This is a genomic window from Bacillus sp. FSL M8-0063, from assembly GCF_038005545.1.
GTDB lineage: Bacteria > Bacillota > Bacilli > Bacillales > Bacillaceae_G > Bacillus_A > Bacillus_A wiedmannii.
The window spans coordinates 3,657,153-3,681,939 of record NZ_JBBOTJ010000001.1 but is presented as its reverse complement, the minus strand read 5'-3'; the positions used below and the strand labels follow the sequence as shown (position 1 = coordinate 3,681,939).

Genomic DNA, 24,787 nt, shown 5'->3' with positions numbered 1-24,787 from the left:
AGCAATGACGGGACGTTTACAAGATAAAGTAATCGTCATTACAGGTGCTTCTAGTGGAATTGGAGAGCAAGTTGCAATGCAAGTTGCAGAGCAGGGGGCGACTCCAGTATTAATGGCTAGAACAGAAGAGAAATTAAAAGCGTTAGCAGAGAAAATTAAAGAAACTTATAATACGCCTTGCTATTATTATGTATTAGATGTAAGTGAAGAGACGGAAGTACAATCTGTTTTTTCAAAGGTATTACAAGAAGTGGGACGTATTGATATATTAGTAAACAATGCGGGATTTGGTATTTTTAAAACATTTGAAGATGCATCAATGGATGAAGTGAAAGATATGTTCCAAGTAAATGTATTTGGATTAGTAGCTTGTACGAAAGCGGTACTACCCTATATGGTGAAAAGGAACGAAGGACATATTATTAATATTGCTTCACTTGCTGGGAAAATTGCAACTCCGAAATCGAGTGCGTATGCAGCGACGAAACATGCAGTATTAGGATTTACGAATAGTTTACGCATGGAGTTGTCTAGTACAAATATTTTCGTAACAGCGATTAATCCAGGTCCGATAGATACAAACTTTTTTGAAATAGCGGATCAATCCGGTACATATGTGAAAAATATGGGACGGTACATGTTAAAACCAACATATGTAGCAGAGCAGATCGTAAAATCGATGCAAACGAAAAAGCGTGAAGTAAACTTACCGAAGTGGATGGGCATTGGTCCGAAATTGTATGCTCTATTCCCAGGTTTATTTGAGCGTGTTGCAGGTAAATCATTAAGTAAAAAATAGGAGATTTCCATATGGAAATCTCCTATTTTTTATTTTCCAGTCACATAATCGTAAACGATATCCTCCACTGCCTCGTATACATCAATTTCAGTATTTGAATGAATTATCGTTTGAATATGTTTAATTAGCATTTCCTGATCCTCATTTGAAATAGGATTACATTGATATTGTTGAAAACTTTTTATGATCATTTTCTCAATTAATTTCTCATTCATGTTTTTCCCCGCCTGTATGTATACATGTATTGTTTTCCCCGGTATTAACGGGCAGTAAAACTCCCACCTTAAAATTCGGCTAGAGCAAAGAAGTTAGGTGGGAGATCGACTGCCCCTAAACGCCCGATTGGTGTGGGCTAATAATCAGTGGGGATGAACAAAAACCCACTGATTATAGTTTCACTTTATTGTACTTGAAGTGAAATAAAAAAACTACTATACGCTATTTGTGCATAAAAATTCGGTTGTGTATATTATTTTTCTAGTAAAATTAAGTTTTTTAAGTTTATAAAATTTATAAATATTTAATTGACTCTATAAATATACAATATTATAATCATACTTAATTTAAAGCATCGATATGAGGAGGAGCATATGAAAGTCGCAATTATTGGAGCAACTGGGTATGGAGGTATTGAGTTAATTCGTTTAATAGAGCAACATCCATATTTTTCGATAGCCTCTCTCCATTCTTTTTCGCAAGTTGGCGAGTGTATAACAAATGTATATCCGCATTTTCAAAATGTTCTTGTCCATACGTTACAAGAAATTGATGCGGAGGAAATAAAGAAGAAAGCAGAAATTGTATTTCTAGCAACCCCAGCAGGAGTGTCGGCAGAGTTAACTCCAAAATTATTAGCAGTAGGTTTAAAAATAATTGACCTATCTGGAGACTTTCGTATGAAAGATTCTTCGACATATGAACAGTGGTATAAAAGGGTAGCTGCAAAAGAAAAAGTTCTTAAGGAAGCTGTATATGGGTTAAGTGAATGGAAAAGGTCCGAGATTCAAAATGCAAATTTAATTGCAAACCCAGGATGTTTTGCTACAGCCGCATTATTAGCGATATTGCCGTTAGTACGTAGTGGCATGATTGAAGAAGATTCCATTATTATTGATGCAAAATCAGGAGTATCTGGAGCGGGCAAAACGCCAACAACAATGACTCACTTTCCTGAGTTATACGATAACTTGCACATTTATAAAGTAAATGAGCATCAACACATTCCTGAGATTGAGCAAATGCTTGCAGAGTGGAATAGGGAAACGAAGCCAATCACGTTTAGTACACATTTAATACCGATATCACGGGGGATTATGGTTACACTTTATGCGAAAGTAAAACGAGAAATGGAAATAGAACAACTTCAAAAATTATATGAAGAAACATATGAACAATCGGCTTTTATTCGAATTCGCATGCAAGGAGAGTTTCCAAGTCCGAAAGAAGTGAGGGGCTCAAATTATTGTGATATGGGGATAGCTTACGATGAAAGAACAGGAAGAGTGACAGTCGTTTCTGTTATAGACAATATGATGAAAGGTGCGGCTGGGCAAGCGATTCAAAATGCAAACATAGTAGCGGGACTAGAAGAAACAACAGGTTTACAACATATGCCGCTTTATCTATAAGGGGGACAGGATGATTAAAGTAGAGTCTATAACAAAATTAGAAAATGGTTCAATTGTAACGCCAAAAGGCTTTTCGGCAATCGGTACTGCAAATGGTTTAAAAAAAGAAAAAAAGGATTTAGGTGTAATCATTTGTGAAGTGCCAGCATCATGCGCCGCTGTTTATACAACGAATCAAATACAAGCAGCCCCGCTGCAAGTAACGAAAGACAGTATAGCAGCTGAGGGGAAATTACAAGCGATTGTCGTCAATAGTGGAAATGCAAATGCTTGTACAGGAATGAAAGGCTTACAAGATGCTTACGAGATACGTGCATTAGGGGCCGAACATTTTGGAGTGAAAGAAAATTACGTTGCAGTAGCTTCAACAGGTGTAATTGGTGTTCCTTTACCGATGGATATAATCCGAAAGGGAGTTGCAAATCTTATCCCGACGAAGGAAGTAAGTGAAGCTCATTCTTTTTCTGAAGCGATTTTAACGACGGATCTTATAACGAAAGAAACGTGCTATGAGATGATGATTGATGGGAAGAAAGTGACGATTGCTGGTGTTGCGAAAGGTTCAGGGATGATTCACCCAAATATGGCAACGATGCTAAGTTTTATTACGACAGATGCTCATATAGAGCATGACGTATTGCAAACAGCATTATCACAAATAACGAATCATACATTTAATCAAATTACGGTGGATGGAGATACTTCTACGAATGATATGGTCATCGTTATGACAAGTGGATTATCAGAAACGAAACCAATCAATATGGAACATGCAGATTGGGAAACTTTCGTATTTGCTTTACAGAAGGTATGTGAAGATTTAGCGAAAAAAATTGCACAAGATGGTGAAGGTGCTACGAAGTTAATAGAAGTAAATGTGCTAGGAGCTCGAACGAATGAAGAGGCAAAGAAAATTGCAAAGCAAATAGTCGGTTCGAGTCTTGTGAAAACAGCAATACATGGTGAAGACCCAAATTGGGGGCGAATTATTAGCAGTATGGGACAAAGTGAAGTAGCGATTCATCCGGATACAATTGATATTACTCTACAATCTATCGCTGTGTTAAAAAATAGTGAGCCTCAAATGTTTTCTGAAGAGGAAATGAAAAAGAAATTAAAAGAACATGAAATTGTGATTGATGTGTATTTACATTTAGGAGAAGAGACCGGATCAGCTTGGGGCTGTGACTTAAGTTATGAATATGTGAAAATAAACGCTTGTTATCGTACATAAGGAGAGGGAAGATGAGCGATTATATTGTAGTGAAATGCGGCGGTAGTATGTTGGATCAATTAAATGATGTGTTTTTTGATTGTATAAAGAAATTGCAACAGAAGTATAAAGTAGTGATTGTCCATGGTGGCGGCCCAGAAATTGATGCGCAATTAAAAGATTGTAACATCAAAGTAGAAAAAAGAGATGGGTTACGAGTAACACCAAAGGAAGTTATGGATATTGTTCAAATGGTGCTATGTGGAAGTACGAATAAAAGATTTGTAATGAAGTTGCAAAGGCATAATTTACTTGCGGTAGGTTGTTCAGGGTGTGACGGCAATTTACTTCAAGTTCAACCTGTCAGCGAAGAAATAGGATATGTGGGAGAAGTAAGTTATGTCGAAACAGCCTTACTAAAAGGATTGATAACTTTGAATTATATTCCTGTTATTGCTCCAATCGGGATAAATGATAATGAGATTTATAACATAAATGCGGATACAGCTGCAGCTGGAATTGCAGCCGCTTTATCCGCAAAAGAACTCATCTTTATTACGGATGTAGATGGAATATTACATGAAGGAAAGTTAGTAAAGAAAACGGATGAAATTGAAATTGTTACTTTAATAGAAAAAGGAGTTATTACAGGCGGGATGATTCCGAAGGTACAGGCGGCACTAGCGTCATTAAAAATGGGAGTGCAGAAGATAAGTATTGTGAACGGTACAAAAGATTTTACTGAAGTTACGGGAGAGTGTATCGGAACGACGGTAACGAAAGGAGTAAGTATCGTATGACAAGTCATCTTTTTCAAACGTATGGGAGAAGAAATATTGAGCTTGTAAAGGGAAGTGGAACGAAAGTTATTGATAAAAATGGTAAGCAATATTTAGATTTCACATCAGGAATTGGCGTATGTAATTTAGGACATTGTCACCCTACTGTTATGAAAGCTGTCCAAGAGCAACTTAATGATTTATGGCATATATCTAACCTGTTTATAAACAGCTTACAAGAAGAAGTCGCGTCATTATTAACAGAAAATATAGCATTAGATTCTGTTTTTTTCTGTAATAGCGGGGCAGAGGCGAATGAAGCTGCGTTGAAGCTAGCTCGTAAGCATACTGGAAAATCTCTCGTCGTAACATGCCAGCAGTCTTTTCACGGTAGAACATTCGCAACGATGAGTGCGACGGGTCAAAATAAAGTGAAAGAAGGGTTTGGTCCGCTCCTTCCGTCTTTTTTACATACCCCTTTTAACGACGTGAAGGCGTTAGAGGAAGTAATGAATGAAGAAGTCGCGGCGGTAATGGTAGAAGTTGTTCAAGGAGAGGGAGGAGTCATACCTGCTAATCTATCTTTTTTGAAAGCAATTGAAACATTATGCAATAAATTCGGTTCCTTATTTATTATTGACGAAGTACAAACAGGAATTGGAAGAACAGGGACATTATTTGCTTATGAACAAATGGGAATACATCCTCATATCGTTACTACCGCTAAGGCGCTTGGAAATGGCATTCCGGTTGGAGCGATGATTGGCAGGAAAGAACTTGGAACATCGTTTACTGCAGGATCACACGGTTCAACGTTTGGTGGAAATTATATTGCAATGGCTGCAGCGAAAGAAGTATTGCAAGTAAGTAAGAATCCATCATTTTTAAAAGAGGTAAAGGAAAAGGGCGAGTACGTATTACAGAAGTTGCGAGAGGAATTACGACATGTTGAATGTATTCAAAATATACGTGGTAAGGGGCTTATGATTGGAATTGAATGTACGCATGAAGTTGCAAGTTTTATAGAACAACTAGAAAAAGAGGGACTTCTCGTATTACAAGCAGGATCTAATGTGATAAGACTATTACCACCACTTATTGTAACGAATGAAGAGTTAGAACAGGCAGTATATATGATAAAAAAAGTAGTTTGTACAAAAAACGTATCAATCATATAAGGGGGAAGTTTCATGTCAACTGTACAAGTACCAAAATTAAATACGAAAGATCTTTTAACATTAGAAGAACTGACGCAAGAAGAAATCATTTCTTTAATTGAGTTCGCTATATATTTAAAAAAGAATAAGCAGGAGCCTTTATTACAAGGCAAAATATTAGGGCTTATCTTTGATAAACATTCAACTCGTACTCGCGTATCTTTTGAAGCAGGAATGGTACAGCTTGGGGGACATGGCATGTTTTTAAGTGGGAAAGAGATGCAAATCGGAAGAGGAGAAACCGTTTCAGATACTGCGAAAGTATTATCTCATTATATTGACGGGATCATGATACGTACATTCTCACATGCGGATGTAGAAGAGCTTGCAAAAGAATCGAGTATTCCTGTTATTAACGGTTTAACGGATGATCATCATCCTTGTCAAGCGTTGGCAGATTTAATGACAATATATGAAGAAACAAATACATTTAAAGGAATAAAATTGGCTTATGTAGGTGACGGAAATAACGTATGTCATTCATTGTTGTTAGCGAGTGCAAAAGTCGGAATGCATATGACTGTTGCAACGCCTGTAGGGTATGAACCGAATGAAGAGATTGTAAAAAAAGCGTTAGCGATTGCCAAGGAAACAGGAGCTGAAATTGAAATTTTGCATAACGCTGAATTAGCAGTGAGTAAAGCAGATTTCATTTATACTGACGTTTGGATGAGCATGGGGCAAGAGGGAGAAGAAGAGAAATATACTTTATTTCAACCATATCAAATCAATAACAAACTTGTTAAGCATGCGAAGCAAACATATCGTTTCTTACACTGTTTACCTGCCCATCGTGAAGAAGAAGTAACAGGAGAAATTATAGATGGACCACAGTCTATTGTCTTTGAGCAAGCTGGTAATCGATTGCATGCGCAAAAAGCATTATTAGTAAGTTTATTTAAAAATGTAGAAGAGCTTTCCTAAATGATGTGCACCCCAATTGTTAAGCACGAATAACAATTGGAGGTGTGCTTTTTAGATTGAAATGTCGTATGTATATTTGGTTAACTATCTCTATATCATTTATAATAAAAAGAGTAAACTAAATTTGTTTTTCATATCATGTAAGGACATACTAGATAGAAAAAATATAGTTAAAGAGATGATGAATTTGAAAACAACTAAGAAAACATATTCGTTTTTTCAGCGGATGTGGAGAATATTAAAGTTTCAATATTATAAGTTGCTTCGATCGCCAGAAGGCGCGAAGAAAGTATCGTTAGGTTTTGCTATAGGATTTGGTTTAGAAATGTTAGTCATTTATACGGCATCGCTCGTATATGTAATATTTTATCCGATCGTTCGATTAGCAAGGGGATCTTTTCCTGCTGCGGTTATTGGCAATATTATTGGGAAAATATCGTTTCTACCGATATTTTTATTTCCATTTGCTTATGCGTTAGGAAAAATGATATATCCATTTCATGTACAAAAAATACATCATGAACCATTTACGATATCTGACTTGTTTTCGAGTCATATTTTTACGATATTAAAGGGGTTAGTGCAGAGTGAAGTGTATGTATTAATTGGAATGACGATTTTAGGAGTGGTGCTTGGGGGAATTTCATATTTCGTTGTGCATTATTTATATGAAAAGAACCGTAAGTTACGTTTGAAGAATAGAAAGAAACGAGTGAGAGAACCACTCATGCAAATATAAAGAGTGTCACATTCATTTTCTCCTTTGAATATGTTTAAGAAAAAGGGGGAGAGAATGAATGTATTATTATTACGTACCGCAAGTATATCCATATGTAAATTATCATCCGGTTTATGATATGAATAGACAATACGAATTATATCGACAACAACAATTACAGCAATTGCCACAAATACCATCACAACAGCCTACGCAAGATCAAAAACCATATTTAACGACATGGCCGTATTCAAATGTATACTATGGTAATTATTACGAATCATAAAGCTGCTTCTATTTAGAAGCAGCTTTATGCGTTTGTTTTCAAAATTAAATTTTGAATGGTTTGAAGAGAATGGATGAGCTTCTCACGCTCTTCCTCAGATAATGTTTGGAAATTTTCTTTTAATTTGTCTAAAATGAATTGTTGATACTGATTTACTAACAATTTCCCTTCAGCTGTTAGGGAAATTAAAATGACCCGTCGATCTTTTTCGCTATAATGACGCTCTATTAGTTCTTCTTGAATCAGTTTGTTTAATAGAGGTGTCATGTTAGGCCGTGAAATCGCTAGCCGCTTGCCGATTTCGGAAACTGCTAATGTGCCATTTTCATGCAGAAGCAGTAATACTTGTGTATGTGATGGCGGCATATGTCTTTGAGAAGAAAATTCTCCAGGAAGCATAAATTTGCGATAAAAAAGAGGCACTAGCGAAAGAAGATGATCAACAATACGTTCCCACTCGCGTGATTCCATATAAAGGCCCCCTTCCACTCTCATTGTAACAAAAAAGACATGTTATAAAAATAGAATTGTTTCATGGAAACTTTAATATTTGTAGGCTAACACTTTTTTTGTAAATGAATCGGCAATAATCGTATAGCCTTTATCATTTGGGTGTACTTGGTCAAAGAGTAATTCTTTTTTATCATTCGATATTAATTTACGAATTGGTAAAACGATAGATGGTTGATTTGCTTTTGAAATGGAATAAACGGATTCATTCCAGCCATCTAAAAACATATCTGCATAACTGGCGATGGAGTCATCGAGTTGTAACGGGTTATAGAGTTCAGAAAGAATGAGTAAAGCATCCGGATTTTGATCTCGAACTGTCTTTACAATATTTTTTATATCCGCTTCAAAATGAGCTTTTTCTTTATTTAACATTTTAATACCATCTATAACACCGACATCACGATTTAAACGGAATAAATTATTTCCTCCAATATTAATTGTAATGATATTTGCTGCTCTAATTTTTTGCTTTACATCTTCTGATTGCACTTTTTTAGCGAGACGATCTGTTGTAAGACCGTTTATTCCAAGGTTTTCTACCGTAATTGGTTTATGAATTTGTGCTTCTAATTGTCTAGAAGCTAATTCAGCAAATCCCCCTTGTGTCGATCCATATCCTTTGGCGAGCGAATCACCTAGTACGAGATGATAAAAGGAATCGTTTGTTTGCTTATCAATCCAACTTGGAGTAGATGTTTTTTCTGTGTTTTCTTCGGGTTCATTTTGTTTTGTCTCATCGTTCTTTTCAAAATAAGAATAAGAAATGATTAGAAGGAGGAGACAAACAATTGTTAAGATGACTTTTTTCATATATTCATCCTCCTTGTAATTGGTAATTGTATCATATTCAGCAGTATTAACAATGTAAGGGCATATTATATGTTTATGAAAAGTTTACAATAACTTTACAGAAAATTTGTAGAAGTATGTCAAAAAATATTGACGATATGAAAGTACATTATATATGATAATGTCAGATAAGGTGAAATTTTAATGAGTAGTGCTTTATTTCCAACTAAGTAAAGTTTCACTAATCGGGCGTTTAAGGGGACTCCTCATTAGCGCAGGATGAAATGAAAATCTTGTCTCTAATAGAAGAAAAAAGGTATGTGGTTAGAGGCAAATAGAGGTTTATTTCATTATTTTGGGTAATTGTATAAGGGGGATTTTTTGTGAAAAAGTCAAAAAAAATGCTAGCTGGAGCAACTCTTGCTATTGGTGTAATAGCACCACAAGTGTTGCCAACAACAGCTCATGCGGATGAGAACAATGGGGAGAGTACGGTTAACTTACGAATTCTAGAAACATCAGATATTCACGTTAACTTAATGAATTACGATTATTATCAAACGAAAACAGATAATAAAGTAGGTCTCGTGCAAACGGCAACACTTGTTAATAAAGCACGTGAAGAAGCGAAGAACTCTGTCCTATTTGATGATGGGGATGCATTACAAGGGACACCGCTTGGAGATTATGTAGCGAATAAAATAAATGATCCGAAGAAGCCTGTGGATCCTAGTTATACACATCCATTATATCGTGTAATGAATTTAATGAAGTATGACGTCATCTCTCTTGGGAATCATGAATTTAACTACGGTTTAGACTATTTAAACAAAGTAATTAGTAAAACAGAGTTCCCGGTTATTAACTCGAACGTCTATAAGGACGATAAAGATAATAATGAAGAGAACGACCAAAACTACTTTAAACCATATCATGTTTTTGAAAAAGAAGTAGAAGATGAATCAGGTCAAAAGCAAAAAGTGAAAATTGGCGTAATGGGATTTGTTCCACCTCAAGTTATGAACTGGGATAAAGCGAATTTAGAAGGAAAAGTGAAAGCGAAAGATATAGTTGAAACAGCGAAGAAAATGGTGCCAAAAATGAAAGCAGAAGGTGCAGATGTTATCGTTGCACTAGCGCATTCCGGTGTTGATAAGAGTGGATACAACGTTGGCATGGAAAACGCGTCGTATTATTTAACAGAGGTTCCTGGTGTAGATGCAGTATTAATGGGACATTCACATACTGAAATGAAGGATGTATTTAATGGTGTTCCAGTTGTAATGCCTGGTGTCTTTGGAAGTAACCTAGGTATTATTGATATGCAATTGAAAAAGGTAAACGGAAAATGGGAAATACAAAAAGAGCAATCGAAGCCGCAACTTCGTCCGATTGCTGATAGTAAAGGGAACCCATTAGTAAAATCTGATCAAGAATTAGTTAATGAAATTAAAGATGATCATCAAGCGACAATTGATTATGTGAATACAGCTGTAGGAAAAACGACAGCGCCAATTAATAGTTATTTCTCATTAGTACAAGATGATCCTTCTGTACAACTTGTAACAAATGCGCAGAAATGGTATGTAGAAAAGTTATTTGCTGAAAATGGACAGTACAGCAAATATAAAGGAATTCCAGTTTTATCTGCAGGAGCACCATTTAAAGCAGGTGGCCGAAACGGTGCTACATATTATACGGATATTCCAGCTGGAACGTTAGCGATTAAAAACGTGGCAGATTTATATGTATATCCAAATACGTTATATGCTGTAAAAGTAAATGGGGCACAAGTGAAAGAATGGCTTGAAATGTCTGCAGGTCAGTTTAATCAAATTGATCCAAAGAAAACAGAAGAACAGCCGTTAGTAAATATAGGCTATCCTACATATAACTTCGATATTTTAGATGGCTTAAAATACGAAATTGATGTAACACAACCAACGAAATACGATAAAGATGGAAAAGTTGTAAATGCAAATACGAATCGTATTATAAATATGACATATGAAGGTAAGCCAGTAGCTGACAATCAAGAGTTCATCGTCGCTACAAATAACTATCGCGGAAGTAGCCAAACGTTCCCAGGTGTAAGTAAAGGAGAAGTTGTATACCAATCACAAGATGAAACACGTCAAATCATTGTGAAGTATATGCAAGAAACACCAGTTATTGATCCAGCAGCAGATAAAAATTGGACGTTTAAACCGATTGTTGCAGATAAATTACACACAACATTCGATTCTTCACCAAATGCACAAAAGTATATAAAGAAAGATGGGAAAATATCATATGTTGGACCATCTGAAAATGAATTTGCTAAATATGCAATTGATATAACGAAGAAGAACGATGATGATAAGGAAACTGGTGGAGAGAATCCAACGACACCGCCAACAGGTGAAGGGAATAATGGAGGAAATCCAACGACACCACCAACAGGTGAAGGCAGTAATGGAGGAAATCCAACGACACCACCAACAGGTGAAGGCAGTAATGGAGAAAATCCAACGACACCACCAACAAATGAAGGTAATAATGGAAATAATGCAGGATCTGGACAAACTACAACGGATAATCAAAACTCAAAAGAAACAATAACTGTAAGTGAAAATAAAGAAGAACGTGATTTACCGAAAACAGGTACAAGTGTTGCTTCTACAATTGGAGCAGGTTTGGCGTTTGTTGGAGCGGGATTACTTCTGTTATTTAGAAGAAAGAAAGCAAATAAATAGTCGAGAAATATAAAAAAGGATTACCGATTTAGGTAATCCTTTTTAGTATATTATGAAATTGGTACTGCTTTTTCTTTCTTCCATGAAAGACCAAATCCAGTGAAACCAACAATAATTGTTAAGACTGGGCAAGCTAAACAGAAAATTGCGTATGGAAGGTAATCGAATGTTGGAACGCTAAGGACGTTTGTTAAGAATACGCCACTTACACCCCATGGTACGAGCGGGTTAATAACTGTACCTGCATCTTCTAATACGCGTGATAAATTACGACGCTCTAAACCAACTTCATCGTATTTAGTAGCAAATGCTTGTCCTGTTAAAACGATTGATAAGTACTGCTCACCAAGTAAGAAGTTTACACCAATTGCAGTTGAAGCAGTAGAAATAATTAAGCGTGTGCTATTTTTTACGAAGCTAGAGATGATATTCATGAGCTGCGTGATAATACCCATTCCTTGTAATAATCCTCCCATACAAAGTGCTAGGAAAATAAGCGCAATCGACATCATCATGCTTTGTAGACCACCGCGAGATAGTAAGCTATCAATATCTTTAATACCAGTTTTAGAAACGTAGCCGTCTTGCATAATTTTCATTAAATCAGCTAAAGAAGTGCTAGGTTTAAAAATAAAGAGAATAATAATTCCTACCACAATTCCTGCAAGCAATGTTGGAACAGCTGGAACTTTTTTAAATGCGAATAGGAACAGTAATAAAATTGGAATAAGTGTAACGATAGAAATCGTTGCATTTTTCTCTAATGTGCTAATAAATTTTGTGAAGTCAACGTCTCCACTCGTACCGCTTCCTAAAATGAAAAATGCGATAAAAGCAATAATGAAAGCTGGAACTGTTGTCCAAAGCATGTTACGAATATGCTCAAATAAATCTACACCCGTTACAGCAGGAGCTAAGTTTGTTGTATCAGATAAAGGAGACATTTTATCTCCAAAGAATGCGCCAGAAATAATTGCACCAGCGATTAGAGCCGGATCGTATCCGAGAGCACTACCCATACCCATAAAGGCAAGTCCTACAGTTGCGGCAGTTGTAAAGGCGCTACCTATACTTGTTCCAACAATTGCACAAACTACAAAAACAGTTGGAACGAAAATTTTAGGAGATACAATCTGGAAGCCGTATACCATTAAAGTTGGAATTGTTCCAGCAGCGATCCAAACACTAATTAATACGCCTACCAGTAAGAAAATAAAAATAGATGGAATACCAGCTGAAATACTACTGATCATCCCTTTTTCCATAGTAGACCAAGAGATTTTTTTCATAAATCCAAATGCTAATAAAAGAACGATACCAAATAAAATTGGGATGTGTGGTGAAACTTCTAATTGGATAACACTAAAGCCAATACAGAAAAAGATAAATAATGTTAAAAGAACAGATTCAATTTTTGAAACCATTGTTTTTCCCTCCTAAGTAATCTAAAATAGCTCTTTTTTATATAAAATTCGCCAATATTGTATATTTCCTTCTAAAATTTAGAATTTTGTGACAAATTACCGGTAATTGTTGATCCTTCAATATGATACGGAAATGATTGGATAAAAAAACGTCCCTGCATATAATTATGCAGGGACGAAGAAATCGCGGTACCACCCTAGCTTGTGAAATGAATGTATCACAAAATAAAGGGTCGTATGATATGCGCTAATAAAATAAAAACGCCCCTGCAATATATGCAGGGACGAAAAATTCGCGGTACCACCCTAAATTGTGAAACAGTTTCGTTTCACCACTCTTTAGATATAACGGTCTATAACCGTCTTTCACTACTCCTTACGTTTCGCAAAAGAAGCTCCAGGGGGTAATTCATAATTCGCTCTGTACTGGTTCGCACCGACCACCAGCTCTCTGAAATCAGAAATCGAAATACTACTAAATCCTATCAATGCCGATTCATATGATGTTAGTTAAATTTTTATCACATTTTCATCTTATATGTCAATAAAAATGTTCAATATTTTTTTAGGGAAATAAAGGTTAAATGTTTTTAATGTTCTAAATTTGTACGTTATAATGAATTTGAAAGGGGGGGAAAGAGTGAAGAAAAAAATAATTCTTTTTACCACCTTACTAGTCATTGGCGGAAGTGCTGGAATTTACACAGCTTTTGCAGCTGAGTCAGAGCAGGCGAAACAAAAGCAAATACAGCAGTCAGAAGCGAAGAAAGTGAAAGAAGATGAAGAGAAGAAGTCGATGGAAAAAGCAGCTGAGAAACTAGGAGTTTCTACTGAAGGGAAAACAAAAGAAGAGGTTACGAAAGAAGTAAATACCGCAAGATTTGAGAAGCGCCATGATTTATTAATTGAACATGCAAAACAACTTGGAATTGATACAGAAGGAAAAAAAGATGAAGAGATTATTTTAGAAATCGGAAAGATACAACACGGAAAGTAGAACAACTTATCGTATGATAAGTTGTTCTTTTTTAAGAACTATTTGATTTAAAAATAATTGACAGTCATTTAAATTTAATGTTAACTTTATTTATAAATTAGTTAACATTAGGGGTGACAATTGTGACTGTTAATAGTAATACGACTGAAAAATCGTCTTATACATATGAAGAATTATCGGAGAAAAATAAAGCTTATGTATGGCATCCGTTTACACAAATGAAAGATTATTTAGAAGAAGATCCTGTCATTATTGAACGTGGAGAGGGAAGAAAGCTATACGATGTAAATGGAAATGAATATTGGGATGGTGTTTCATCTATTTGGTTAAATGTTCACGGACATCAAGTACCAGAATTAGATGAAGCAATTCGTGAGCAATTAAATAAAATTGCCCATTCTACTATGCTAGGACTTGCTAACGTTCCATCTATTTTATTAGCAGAAAAAATAATTGAAGTTGTGCCAGAAGGTTTGAAGAAAGTATTCTATTCAGACTCCGGTTCTAGCGCTGTTGAAATTGCAATTAAGATGGCCTTTCAATATTGGCAGCATAAAGGAAAACCGAAGAAACAAAGATTTGTTACATTAAAAGAAGCATATCACGGTGATACAATTGGAGCTGTTTCAGTAGGAGCGATAGACTTGTTTCACCAAGTGTATAGTTCACTTTTATTTGAGGCAATTAAAATGCCGTATCCATATACATATCGTTCTCCTTATGGAAATAATAAGGAGGAAATTGTGAAAAAACATTTAGAAGAAATGGAAGAGCTGCTCAAAGAAAAGCATGAAGAAATTGCGGCGATTATTGTAGAGCCTTTAATGCAAGGTGCTGGCGGTATGATTACAATGCCAAAAGGATACTTAAGAGGGCTCCGTACTTTATGTACAAAATATAATGTTTTATTTATTACAGATGAGGTAGCGACTGGATTTGGGCGTACCGGGAAAATGTTTGCATGTGAACATGAAAATGTAACGCCAGATATTTTAACAGCCGGAAAAGGTTTAACAGGTGGATATTTACCAGTTGCAATCACCGTAACGACAGATGAAATTTATAATGCCTTTTTAGGAGACTATGAAGAACAAAAAACGTTTTTCCACGGTCATAGTTATACAGGGAATCCGTTAGGGTGTGCGGTAGCCATTGCGAATCTAGAGATATACGAGAAAACAAATTTAATAGAAGAAGTGGCACGTAAGACAGAATATGTGGCGACGCAATTAGAATCGCTCTTTGCATATAAACATGTAGGGGATATTCGTCAGTGCGGGTTAATGATTGGAATTGAACTTGTGAAGAATAAGGAAACGAAAGAAGCGTTTGAATGGACAGAGAGAGTCGGTGTTCAAGTGTGTAAACGCTCAAGAGAGCTGGGCATGATTTTGCGGCCACTCGGCAATACAATTGTATTTATGCCTCCTCTTGCTTCTACAATTGATGAGATTGATGATATGTTACATATTTTGTATAAAGCAATCTCGGATGTTACGGAGGGAGAATAATGAACGGTTTTTTTGTAACAGCAACGGATACTGAAGTAGGGAAAACTGTAGTTGCCGGTGCATTAGCAGGTGTATTTAGAGAATTGGGATATAACATCGGGGTATATAAACCGTTGCAAAGTGGACATGTTGCATCAAATCCAGAGGGAGATGCAGCAAGGTTAAAAGCATTATCAGGTGTACCGGCAAAAGAAGATGAAATTTGCCCTTATTCTATTGAAGAGCCTCTTGCTCCGAGACTTGCCATGAAAAGAGCTGGAAGAGTAGTACATTTAAAAGACATTACGGATCATTATAATGAACTCTTGAAAGAGTTTAATAGCCTATTTGTAGAAGGAGCAGGTGGACTGGCTGTTCCATATACAGAAGACGCTTTAGTAATTGATTTCGCAAAGGAATTACAGCTTCCTCTTATTATAGTCGCACGCCCTACATTAGGAACAGTAAATCATACAGTTTTAACGATTGCTTATGCAAAGGCACAGGGCTTAACAGTAGCAGGTGTAATTTTATCCGGCTGCAAAGAATGTGAAATGGAAAGAGTACAAGAAAATAAAGAAATGATTGAAGAGCTAAGTGGGGTACCGGTTTTAGGGTTATTACCATTCTTTGAAGGGGCGTTTACAAAAGAAGAAGTCTTGGAATCTGCAAAAGAGTATATAATGATTTCAAAATTAGAGGAGTTCATCCGAAATGAATCAAACGTGGCGCACACATCTTCAATCTAAATTGCAACAATTAAATGAGCAAGGGCAGTATCGCAATTTGCATGTAACAGAACAAGCAGAAGAGACATGGCTTATTCGAGATGAAAAAAGGATGCTAAATTTAGCGTCAAATAATTATTTAGGGTTAGCTGGAGATGAGAGGTTAAAAGAAGCTGCTATTGCATGCACAAGAAAATATGGAACTGGGGCGACGGCATCAAGGCTCGTTGTAGGAAATTATTCACTGTATGAAGAGGTTGAGAGAAGTATATGCGATTGGAAAGGCACTGAAAAATCCTTAGTTGTAAATAGCGGATATACCGCAAATATTGGAGTGATTTCTTCGTTAGCCTGTCGTCACGATATTGTGTTTAGTGACAAATTAAATCACGCAAGCATCGTGGATGGAATTATATTAAGCGGAGCAGAGCATAAAAGGTATCGTCATAATGATTTAGATCACTTAGAGAAGCTGTTGCAAGTAGCACCGCCAAAAAAGAAGAAATTAATCGTAACAGATACTGTTTTTAGTATGGATGGTGATACTGCATATTTAAGAGATTTAGTGCAAATGAAAGAGAAATACGGGGCAATTATGATAGTTGATGAAGCACATGCGAGTGGGATATATGGAATTGATGGAGCAGGATTGTCTCATATAGAAAAAAATATTGCTCAAAACATTGATATACATATGGGGACGTTTAGCAAGGCTTTAGGGTGTTATGGGGCGTATTTGACAGGTGATGCAATGTATATAGAGTATTTACAGAATATGATGAGAAGCTTTATTTTTACTACTGCTTTACCACCAGGAACGTTAGGGGCGGTACAAAAAGCAATTGAAATTGTGAAAGATGATAATGAAAGAAGAGAGAGACTTATAGAGAATGGAGCCTATTTTAGGACACATTTGCAAGAAGCTGGTTTTGATATTGGGAATAGCTCAACTCATATTGTACCGATTGTAGTCGGTTCAAATGAAACAGCTTTACGGTTTAGTAGAAGGCTGCAAGAGGTAGGTATTGCAGCAATTGCAATTCGTCCACCAACGGTTCCAGTTAATAGTTCACGGGTCCGTTTTGCGGTTACGTCCCAACATACAATAGCTGATTTGAAATGGGCTATTCAGCATATTATACGCATTGGTAAAGAAGAGGGGTTTTTCGTATGAAAGAGCTAAAGATTATTTTTATTCCTGGGTGGGGAATGGAAGAAGGTGTTTGGACTTTAGTTCTGCCGTATTTTAAAGGATATTCTGTTCAATGTATCAATTGGCGTAATGTGAAAGAACAAAGTGAATTTGCGGGGCGAATAATTGATGTAGCAAAAGATGAAAATGTAATTTTAGTTGGATGGTCACTAGGAGCGTTAGCAGCAGTTCAAGCTCATAAAAGGGTTAAGGCAAAAGGTATTGTACTAATTGGTGGTACTGCCAAATTTACAAATACGAGCGATTATAAGAGTGGATGGAATACTCTGCATGTAGAACGGCTGAAAAAGAATTTAACGAGAAAGAAAGAAGATACGCTCAAGCGGTTTTATGAAAATATGTTCACGAAAGATGAGCTGAAAGAGAATAAAAGGTTTGAAGATATGATAAAACGCTTTAAAGGTGATTCTATTCAGTCTTTGCAATTAGGTTTGGAGTATTTAATAGAAGCAGATATGAGAGAAGAACTGAAAGAAATTAAAGTCCCTATACTACTTATTCACGGAGAGCAGGATGTAATTTGTCCATGGTCTGCAGCGCGTAGTATGGCGGAGAATGAGACTGCCACGCTCAAGATAGTAAGTGAGGCTGGACACGCATTATGCGTAACGAATTTCGAATATTGCGGAAATGAGATAATTCAATTTGTAGAGGGGATACGACATGATCAACAAAACGTTACTTCAAAAACGGTTTAACGTGGCAGCTGTATCCTACGATCAATATGCAAATGTACAAAAAAAGATGGCACATTCATTACTTTCTACATTGAATCGGCGATATAGTGCAAATGCATCGATACGTATTTTAGAACTTGGATGCGGGACAGGATATGTTACAGAGCAATTATCAAACTTATTTCCGAAAGCACATATTACAGCCATTGATTTTGCTGAAAGTATGATTGAGGTTGCGAAAACTAGACAAAATGTGAAAAATGTAATGTTTTACTGTGAGGATATCGAAAGATTACGACTAGAAGGAACGTATGATGTCATTATTTCGAATGCTACATTTCAATGGCTAAATGATTTAAAACAAGTGATAAGAAATTTATTTCATCATTTGTCTATAGATGGGATATTACTCTTTTCAACGTTTGGACATGAAACATTTCAAGAATTGCATGCTTCATTCCAGCGGGCGAAAGAAGAAAAAAATATACAAAATGAAACATCGATTGGGCAACGTTTTTATTCGAAAAATCAGTTGCGCCATATGTGTGAAATAGAAACAGGGGATGTGCATGTTTCTGAAACATGTTACATAGAGAGATTTACAGAAGTTAGGGAGTTTCTACACTCTATTCGAAAAGTAGGAGCGACCAATAGTAATGAAGAATCATATTGTCAAAGTCCCTCACTCTTTCGTACGATGCTTCGCATATACGAAAGAGACTTCACGGAAAATGAAGGGATAATGGCGACGTATCATGCTTTATTTATGCATATAACAAAAGAGGGGAAGAGATGAAATGAAACAAGTACAAACAAAAAGGGATTGGAAAAAACTTGCGCATGACGTAGTAGAAGAGAAAATGATTACGAAAGAGGATGCAATTGCAATATTAGAAGCTGATGATACAGAAATTTTAGAAATTATGAATGCAGCTTACATCATTCGCCATCATCACTTTGGTAAGAAAGTAAAATTGAATATGATTATTAATACGAAATCTGGATTATGTCCTGAAGATTGCGGATATTGTTCACAGTCTATTATTTCAGAGGCGCCGATTGATAAATATGCATGGTTAACGCAGGAAAAGATTGTAGAAGGAGCACACGAAGCAATTCGCCGTAAAGCGGGTACATATTGTATTGTAGCATCTGGTCGTCGCCCGACCGATAAAGAGGTGAATCACGTAATTGGAGCAGTTAAGGAGATTCGTGAAACGACAGATTTGAAGATTTGTTGTTGTTTAGGTTTCTTAAACGAAGATCAAGCAGGACGTTTAGCAGAAGCGGGTGTACATCGTTATAACCACAACTTAAATACACATGCAAATAATTACGAAAGTATTTGCTCCACTCATACGTATGACGATCGTGTTGATACAGTTCAAAAAGCAAAACAAGCGGGCATTTCACCATGCTCTGGGGCGATTTTTGGAATGGGAGAGACAATAGAAGAACGTGCTGAAATTGCATTTGAATTACAACGTATAGATGCAGATTCAATTCCATGTAATTTCCTTGTTGCTGTAAAGGGTACGCCGCTTGAAGGACAAAAAGAATTAACGCCGGTAGAATGTTTAAAAGTGCTGGCGATGATGCGTTTTGTAAACCCAACGAAAGAAATTCGCATTTCAGGAGGACGTGAAATTAATTTACGTTCTGTACAGCCAATCGGATTATTTGCAGCAAACTCTATCTTTGTCGGGGATTATTTAACGACAGCTGGGCAAGAGCCGACTGCAGACTGGGGTATGATTGAAGATTTGGGATTTGAGATTGAAGAATGTGCATTATAAGATAGATAAAAAGCAAACTTGTAAAAGAGTTTGCTTTTTTGTAAATAAAATGTAATAAATAGTTGTGAACGCTTGATACTATTGGTTTTTGAGCGAAAAAAAGAATTTTGGTGGACGAATTTTCCAAGCCCCAATTGTACATAGTAAATATGTAATTTATATTGGGTTGGAGGATTTTACATGCACAAATATATATTAGCGATTATGACTTGTCTAATTTTACTAAAAGCAATAAGTGCTGATCCAGTTAAGGCCGCTGAAAATCCTGAACAAAAAGAGATGCAACAACGAATTGAACAACATTTTCGAACGAAAGCTGAACATTTTGGATTGAAAACAGAAGGAAAAGATTTAAAGGAAGTGCGAAAAGAAATTACTATTATAGAAGAAGCGAAGAAAAGGGAGAATATATGGAGAACAGCACAAACGCTTCGTATACAAACAGAAGGAAAAACAATGGATGAATTAATAAAAGATGTACGGAAAAAAGTAAAAAAATAAAAAAGAGGCCGCAGCCTCTTTTTTATTTTTTATGCCCATTGTTTTGATAAATGAGCCATTTCAATCGCAGCAACGGCGGATTCATAGCCTTTATTACCAGCTTTCGTGCCCGCGCGTTCAATCGCCTGCTCGATCGTTTCAGTCGTTAATACACCGAAAATAACTGGGATGTCTGTTTGTAGTGATAAAGATGCAACTCCTTTTGCTACTTCATTACAAACGTAATCGTAATGTGTTGTAGCACCACGAATTACAGTACCTAACGTAATAACAGCATCATACTTCCCGCTATTAGCCATCTTTTTAGCGATTAAAGGAATTTCAAATGCACCAGGAACCCAAGCAACATCGATATCAGTTTCTTCTACACCGTGACGCTTTAATCCATCTAAAGCTCCGCCGAGTAACTTACTTGTAATAAATTCATTGAAACGTCCAACAACAACCCCAACTTTTAATCCTGTACCAACTAAATGACCTTCGAATACCATAATGAATCTCTCCCTTTATTATAAGTTTAGTAAATGTCCTAATTTGTTTACTTTCGTTTGTAAATACGTTTTATTCTCTTCTTTTGTTGGCATTTGCAATGGAACACGCTCGATTACTTCTAAATCGTAACCTTGTAAGCCAGCAATTTTTCGTGGGTTATTCGTTAATAATCGTAACTGTTGTAAACCTAAATCTTTTAACATTTGAGCGCCAATACCGTAATCACGCAAATCAGCTGGGAATCCAAGTTTTTCGTTTGCTTCTACCGTATCGAATCCTTCTTCTTGTAACTTATAAGCGCGAAGCTTATTAAGAAGGCCGATGCCTCGTCCTTCTTGTCTCATATAAAGAAGAACGCCTTTTCCTTCACGTTCAATTTGAGCAAGTGCAGCATGGAGTTGTGGTCCGCAATCACAGCGGCATGAGCCAAATACATCTCCTGTTAAGCACTCTGAATGAACGCGTACAAGTACAGGCTCTCCTGTTGAAATATCACCTTTTACGAGTGCGATATGCTCTTTCGTATCTAATGAATTAGAATAGCCAATTGCATGGAAAGTACCGAAATCTGTAGGTAATGTAATTTCCACTTCTCGGGTCACTAGTGTTTCATGGTGGCGGCGAAAAGCAATTAAATCTTCTATTGTAATCATTTTTATATCAAATTGTTTTGCGCACTGTAGTAAATCAGGTACGCGAGCCATCGTACCGTCCTCATTGATAATCTCGCAAATGACTCCAGCTGGTTCTGCTCCGCAAAGCTGTGCTAAATCGACGGCAGCCTCTGTATGACCAGCACGGCGCAGTACACCGCCTTCTTTCGCGATTAATGGAAAGATATGTCCAGGACGATTGAAATCAGCACCTTTTGATGCAGGGTTTAACAATTCTTGTATCGTAGTCGCCCGTTCGTGAGCGCTAATCCCTGTTGTTGTAGAAACATGATCAATGCTCACTGTAAATGCAGTATGATGCGAATCTGTATTATGAGCTACCATTGGTTCTAATTGTAGACGCTCTGCGTACCCTTCCGTAATCGGTACACAAACGAGACCACGCCCATGTGTAATCATAAAGTTAATCGTTTCTGGCGTAATATACTCTGCTAAAGCGATAAAGTCGCCTTCATTTTCACGGTTTTCATCATCGCATACGATAACGACTTTTCCTTGTTTTAAATCTTCTAGAGCTTCTTCAATACGATGAAACATAATGCTTCCCCCTTATAGAAATCCGTTTTCTTGTAAAAAGCTTTCGCTCATTGAACCTGTTCGTTTTACAGGTTTAGAAATAAAGCGTTCGATATATTTACCGATCATGTCACACTCAATGTTTACTATGTCACCGGCATTCTTTTCTCCGATAACAGATTCACTTACTGTGTGCGGGATGAGTGAGATTGTGATGGAAGATTCGTCTATATCAAATATCGTTAAACTCGTTCCATCAACAGCAACGGATCCTTTATGCAAACAATAGCGCAGCAATTCATCAGCAATAGCTATTTTGTAATAGACGGCATTATAGTGTTGTTTTTTGTTTAATATCGTTCCGATGCCATCAATATGTCCTGAAACGAAATGCCCACCGAATCGTCCGTTTGCAGCCATCGCCCGCTCTAAATTTACTTTAGAGCGGGGTTTAAGCATGCGAAGTGATGTTGATTGCATCGTTTCAGGCATTGCGTCCACTGTGAATGAAGTTGTTGTGAAACTCGTTACAGTTAAGCAAATACCGTTAACCGCGATACTATCACCTAAGTGAACATCTGATAAAATTTTATTCGCATGGATCGTTAACTTCATTGCTTCTCCGCTTTGTTGCATGTTTGCAATCGTTCCTAATTCTTCTACAATTCCTGTAAACATTCCGTCACCTCACTTCGGGCATTCGCAACGATTTTTATATCATCACCAACTTGTTTCATCTCTTGAATTTCCAAGGAAAGTGCATCTTGCAATGCTGCGAAACCATTTCCACCAAATAAAGTAGGGGCATCATTCCCACCAATTAATATCGGGCTTATATAAGTTATAATTTCATTGAAATGCTTTGTTTGTAAGAAGCTTGCATGAGTCGATTGGCCTCCTTCAACGAATAAAGAAAGAATTTGCTTCTCTCCAAGAAAGAAAAGGAGGTCCTTGAGGTCTATATGTTTTGTTTTCATTTGGAATATAGCTATATTTTCAGATTCATAAGAAGCTATTTTCTCTTTATTTACATCCTTACCGACAAAAATCCATGTCGGTGCTAAACCATCTGTTATGACATGAGAAGATGGTGGTGTTCGTAAATGGGTATCTAAAATGACGCGTATAGGATGTTTACCCCCGTTAGGAATTCTGGTCGTTAAATGCGGATTATCAGCTATAACTGTATTTACTCCAACGAGAATCGCATCATGTGTATGGCGATATTGGTGAACATCAGCTCGTGCTTCTTCACCTGTAATCCACTTACTTTCACCAGTGACAGTTGCTGTTTTTCCATCTAAGCTCATCGCTGTTTTTATTGTTACAAATGGACGTTTCGTTTTCATGTAGTGAAAAAAGAAACGATTTAATAAGGTGGCTTCTGTTTCAAGAACACCGGTAGTTACTTCGATGCCAGCTTCTTCTAATCTCCTTTTTCCAGTACCAGAAACGAGAGGATTGCAATCAAGAGTAGCAATTACAACCCGTTTGACTCCTTTTTTGATGAGCAATTCACAACAAGGTGGTGTTTTTCCAAAATGGCTACACGGTTCAAGTGTTACATAAACGGTAGCTCCTTTTGCTTTTTCACCAGCCATATGAAGAGCGTGAACTTCTGCGTGTTCTTCACCTGCACGTAAATGAGCGCCAATACCGACGATGTTTCCATCTTTTACAACAACAGCACCAACCATAGGATTTGGACTTGTTTGTCCGGATGTTCCTTCTGCTAACTGCAGGGCAATCCTCATATATTCTTGATCTGTCATTTTCTTCACCTCTCCTGAAAAAATCAAAAAACCCCAAGGATTTTATATCCTTGGGGTTTGGGAGACGTGATTTCTAGAAATATAGTTCGAATACGAAAGTATAGGAAAGAAACCTAACGATGATTGATATTTTGGCATAAGGAAAAAACCTAGCAAAATATCAAATTTTTCAAGCGCTAGTCGTATCTTTTTATTTCAGTGTAGAAACATAAGTATACAAAATAAAACATATATAAAGATTCAAAATGAAACTTTAAAAATATGCATACTGAAATAAAAGTGTATTCGCTATATAAAATTACTAGAAAACATATCCTTCTCCCATCCAGACTATACTGTCGGCCCTAGAGTTTCACTAGATCCACCGTTTTCGTGTTGAAAACGGGTCACGGACTTAGAAGTTTGCACTTCATCACCGCCGGTTGGGAATTTCACCCGACCCCGAAGGATGTTGTTTGCTCAAATTATAGCACAAAAAAGACAAAAGGCTAGTAAAAAATATTCGAATGTGAAGAATTGTGTGAAAATATATGTAAGTTGGAATGAGGACAAAAGTATGAGGAATGTTGTAAGGAAAAGGGGGGACGAGAGTTAATGAAAAGAAAAAACATGCACAAAAAAATGTGCATGTCACATGTGAAATTATTCTGCCTCTGGTGCTCTAACAACAGACTCGAATTTCCCTTTATGCGAAGCATCGCAATAAGGCATATTTTTTGATAAACCACAACGGCATAAAGAAAATGCCGGTTTTGCTGGGAATACATTCCCTTGTGAATCGACTAATTCCACGTCCCCTGTAACACGAAAAGAGCCATTATCATTTACTTTAATTTGTACTTTCGCCAACGCTATCCCTCCTTCCCAAACGCTTAATTTCATCATATAATTAAGAGAAGTACTTGA

General features: G+C 36.7%; 26 protein-coding genes, 1 riboswitch and 1 other annotated feature. Of the genes, 17 read left to right on the top strand and 9 right to left on the bottom strand.

Annotated elements, in window-relative coordinates; all coding sequences use genetic code 11:
* Nucleotides 1-4: 4 nt before the first annotated feature.
* The gene (locus MKX31_RS18630; protein WP_088047199.1) at nt 5-799 is read left to right on the top strand and encodes an SDR family oxidoreductase; all 795 of its coding nucleotides are present in this window, start codon (nt 5-7) and stop codon (nt 797-799) included.
* A 29-nt stretch (nt 800-828) separates the two neighbouring features.
* Here MKX31_RS18630 and MKX31_RS18625 read toward each other — a convergent pair whose 3' ends face one another.
* Entirely contained in the window at nt 829-1,014 is a 186-nt protein-coding gene (locus tag MKX31_RS18625) for a YqzH family protein (RefSeq protein WP_064474856.1), read from the bottom strand.
* A gap of 375 nt (nt 1,015-1,389) precedes the next feature.
* Between MKX31_RS18625 and argC the strand changes: the two genes are divergently transcribed.
* From argC to MKX31_RS18590, 7 genes are all read left to right on the top strand, one after another.
* On the top strand, nt 1,390-2,427 hold the full coding sequence (gene argC / locus MKX31_RS18620; protein WP_088047200.1) for an N-acetyl-gamma-glutamyl-phosphate reductase: 1,038 nt from the start codon (nt 1,390-1,392) through the stop codon (nt 2,425-2,427).
* A gap of 10 nt (nt 2,428-2,437) precedes the next feature.
* Complete coding sequence (gene argJ / locus MKX31_RS18615) at nt 2,438-3,661, top strand: bifunctional glutamate N-acetyltransferase/amino-acid acetyltransferase ArgJ (RefSeq protein WP_340981393.1); 1,224 nt, start codon at nt 2,438-2,440, stop codon at nt 3,659-3,661.
* A gap of 11 nt (nt 3,662-3,672) precedes the next feature.
* Entirely contained in the window at nt 3,673-4,440 is a 768-nt protein-coding gene (gene argB, locus MKX31_RS18610; RefSeq protein WP_088047202.1) for an acetylglutamate kinase, read from the top strand.
* Nucleotides 4,437-5,597, top strand: coding sequence for an acetylornithine transaminase (locus MKX31_RS18605; RefSeq protein WP_064474860.1), 1,161 nt, complete (start codon nt 4,437-4,439; stop codon nt 5,595-5,597). The genes argB and MKX31_RS18605 overlap by 4 nt, the downstream gene beginning before the upstream one ends.
* Before the next feature lie 12 nt (nt 5,598-5,609).
* The gene (gene argF, locus MKX31_RS18600; RefSeq protein ID WP_064474861.1) at nt 5,610-6,560 is read left to right on the top strand and encodes an ornithine carbamoyltransferase; all 951 of its coding nucleotides are present in this window, start codon (nt 5,610-5,612) and stop codon (nt 6,558-6,560) included.
* A 178-nt stretch (nt 6,561-6,738) separates the two neighbouring features.
* Nucleotides 6,739-7,299 carry a DUF2062 domain-containing protein gene (locus tag MKX31_RS18595; protein WP_064475084.1) on the top strand — a complete coding sequence of 187 codons (561 nt, stop codon included), beginning with the start codon at nt 6,739-6,741 and terminating at the stop codon, nt 7,297-7,299.
* Nucleotides 7,300-7,357: 58 nt separating this feature from the next.
* On the top strand, nt 7,358-7,564 hold the full coding sequence (locus tag MKX31_RS18590) for a hypothetical protein (RefSeq protein WP_060632192.1): 207 nt from the start codon (nt 7,358-7,360) through the stop codon (nt 7,562-7,564).
* 24 nt (nt 7,565-7,588) lie between these two features.
* Here the strand turns inward: MKX31_RS18590 and MKX31_RS18585 are convergent, their stop codons facing one another.
* Both MKX31_RS18585 and MKX31_RS18580 read right to left on the bottom strand, forming a co-directional pair.
* Nucleotides 7,589-8,035, bottom strand: a complete 447-nt coding sequence (locus tag MKX31_RS18585; protein ID WP_000445817.1) for a MarR family winged helix-turn-helix transcriptional regulator — start codon at nt 8,033-8,035, stop codon at nt 7,589-7,591.
* A gap of 72 nt (nt 8,036-8,107) precedes the next feature.
* Nucleotides 8,108-8,887 carry a GDSL-type esterase/lipase family protein gene (locus MKX31_RS18580; RefSeq protein WP_262762982.1) on the bottom strand — a complete coding sequence of 260 codons (780 nt, stop codon included), beginning with the start codon at nt 8,885-8,887 and terminating at the stop codon, nt 8,108-8,110.
* A 362-nt stretch (nt 8,888-9,249) separates the two neighbouring features.
* On the opposite strand from MKX31_RS18580, the gene cpdB reads away from it, so the two are divergent.
* A complete protein-coding gene (gene cpdB, locus MKX31_RS18575) occupies nt 9,250-11,601 on the top strand; it encodes a bifunctional 2',3'-cyclic-nucleotide 2'-phosphodiesterase/3'-nucleotidase (protein ID WP_262762983.1) in 2,352 nt (783 codons plus the stop codon).
* Between the two features lie 50 nt (nt 11,602-11,651).
* Here the strand turns inward: cpdB and nhaC are convergent, their stop codons facing one another.
* Entirely contained in the window at nt 11,652-13,025 is a 1,374-nt protein-coding gene (gene nhaC, locus MKX31_RS18570; protein ID WP_088047205.1) for a Na+/H+ antiporter NhaC, read from the bottom strand.
* Nucleotides 13,026-13,302: 277 nt separating this feature from the next.
* Nucleotides 13,303-13,523 (bottom strand) — a binding site (T-box leader).
* 142 nt (nt 13,524-13,665) lie between these two features.
* On the opposite strand from nhaC, the gene MKX31_RS18565 reads away from it, so the two are divergent.
* The 8 genes from MKX31_RS18565 to MKX31_RS18530 all read left to right on the top strand — a co-directional run bounded on the left by MKX31_RS18565 (nt 13,666) and on the right by MKX31_RS18530 (nt 20,427).
* A complete protein-coding gene (locus MKX31_RS18565) occupies nt 13,666-14,022 on the top strand; it encodes a hypothetical protein (RefSeq protein ID WP_064474865.1) in 357 nt (118 codons plus the stop codon).
* Nucleotides 14,023-14,144: 122 nt separating this feature from the next.
* Nucleotides 14,145-15,533, top strand: coding sequence for an adenosylmethionine--8-amino-7-oxononanoate transaminase (gene bioA / locus MKX31_RS18560; RefSeq protein WP_088047206.1), 1,389 nt, complete (start codon nt 14,145-14,147; stop codon nt 15,531-15,533).
* Nucleotides 15,533-16,261 carry a dethiobiotin synthase gene (gene bioD, locus MKX31_RS18555; protein WP_088047207.1) on the top strand — a complete coding sequence of 243 codons (729 nt, stop codon included), beginning with the start codon at nt 15,533-15,535 and terminating at the stop codon, nt 16,259-16,261. The genes bioA and bioD overlap by 1 nt, the downstream gene beginning before the upstream one ends.
* On the top strand, nt 16,227-17,414 hold the full coding sequence (gene bioF / locus MKX31_RS18550; protein ID WP_088047208.1) for an 8-amino-7-oxononanoate synthase: 1,188 nt from the start codon (nt 16,227-16,229) through the stop codon (nt 17,412-17,414). The genes bioD and bioF overlap by 35 nt, the downstream gene beginning before the upstream one ends.
* Nucleotides 17,411-18,151, top strand: coding sequence for an alpha/beta fold hydrolase (locus MKX31_RS18545; protein ID WP_088047209.1), 741 nt, complete (start codon nt 17,411-17,413; stop codon nt 18,149-18,151). The genes bioF and MKX31_RS18545 overlap by 4 nt, the downstream gene beginning before the upstream one ends.
* The gene (gene bioC / locus MKX31_RS18540; protein ID WP_088047210.1) at nt 18,117-18,926 is read left to right on the top strand and encodes a malonyl-ACP O-methyltransferase BioC; all 810 of its coding nucleotides are present in this window, start codon (nt 18,117-18,119) and stop codon (nt 18,924-18,926) included. Before MKX31_RS18545 ends, bioC begins: the two co-directional genes overlap by 35 nt.
* Before the next feature lies 1 nt (nt 18,927).
* Nucleotides 18,928-19,926: a biotin synthase gene (gene bioB, locus MKX31_RS18535; RefSeq protein ID WP_098102730.1), complete on the top strand. Its 999-nt coding sequence runs from the start codon at nt 18,928-18,930 to the stop codon at nt 19,924-19,926.
* Nucleotides 19,927-20,106: 180 nt separating this feature from the next.
* Nucleotides 20,107-20,427 carry a hypothetical protein gene (locus tag MKX31_RS18530; protein ID WP_064474872.1) on the top strand — a complete coding sequence of 107 codons (321 nt, stop codon included), beginning with the start codon at nt 20,107-20,109 and terminating at the stop codon, nt 20,425-20,427.
* A gap of 29 nt (nt 20,428-20,456) precedes the next feature.
* On the opposite strand, the gene ribH is transcribed toward MKX31_RS18530, so the two are convergent.
* The 5 genes from ribH to MKX31_RS18505 all read right to left on the bottom strand — a co-directional run bounded on the left by ribH (nt 20,457) and on the right by MKX31_RS18505 (nt 24,730).
* Complete coding sequence (gene ribH, locus MKX31_RS18525) at nt 20,457-20,918, bottom strand: 6,7-dimethyl-8-ribityllumazine synthase (protein WP_000230900.1); 462 nt, start codon at nt 20,916-20,918, stop codon at nt 20,457-20,459.
* An 18-nt stretch (nt 20,919-20,936) separates the two neighbouring features.
* Complete coding sequence (gene ribBA / locus MKX31_RS18520) at nt 20,937-22,130, bottom strand: bifunctional 3,4-dihydroxy-2-butanone 4-phosphate synthase/GTP cyclohydrolase II (RefSeq protein WP_064474873.1); 1,194 nt, start codon at nt 22,128-22,130, stop codon at nt 20,937-20,939.
* A gap of 12 nt (nt 22,131-22,142) precedes the next feature.
* The gene (gene ribE, locus MKX31_RS18515) at nt 22,143-22,787 is read right to left on the bottom strand and encodes a riboflavin synthase subunit alpha (RefSeq protein ID WP_064474874.1); all 645 of its coding nucleotides are present in this window, start codon (nt 22,785-22,787) and stop codon (nt 22,143-22,145) included.
* The gene (gene ribD / locus MKX31_RS18510; protein WP_064474875.1) at nt 22,769-23,881 is read right to left on the bottom strand and encodes a bifunctional diaminohydroxyphosphoribosylaminopyrimidine deaminase/5-amino-6-(5-phosphoribosylamino)uracil reductase RibD; all 1,113 of its coding nucleotides are present in this window, start codon (nt 23,879-23,881) and stop codon (nt 22,769-22,771) included. The genes ribE and ribD overlap by 19 nt, the downstream gene beginning before the upstream one ends.
* 309 nt (nt 23,882-24,190) lie before the next feature.
* Nucleotides 24,191-24,334, bottom strand: a riboswitch (FMN riboswitch).
* A 189-nt stretch (nt 24,335-24,523) separates the two neighbouring features.
* Nucleotides 24,524-24,730, bottom strand: coding sequence for a CDGSH iron-sulfur domain-containing protein (locus MKX31_RS18505; RefSeq protein ID WP_001151582.1), 207 nt, complete (start codon nt 24,728-24,730; stop codon nt 24,524-24,526).
* Between the last annotated feature and the right edge of the window lie 57 nt (nt 24,731-24,787).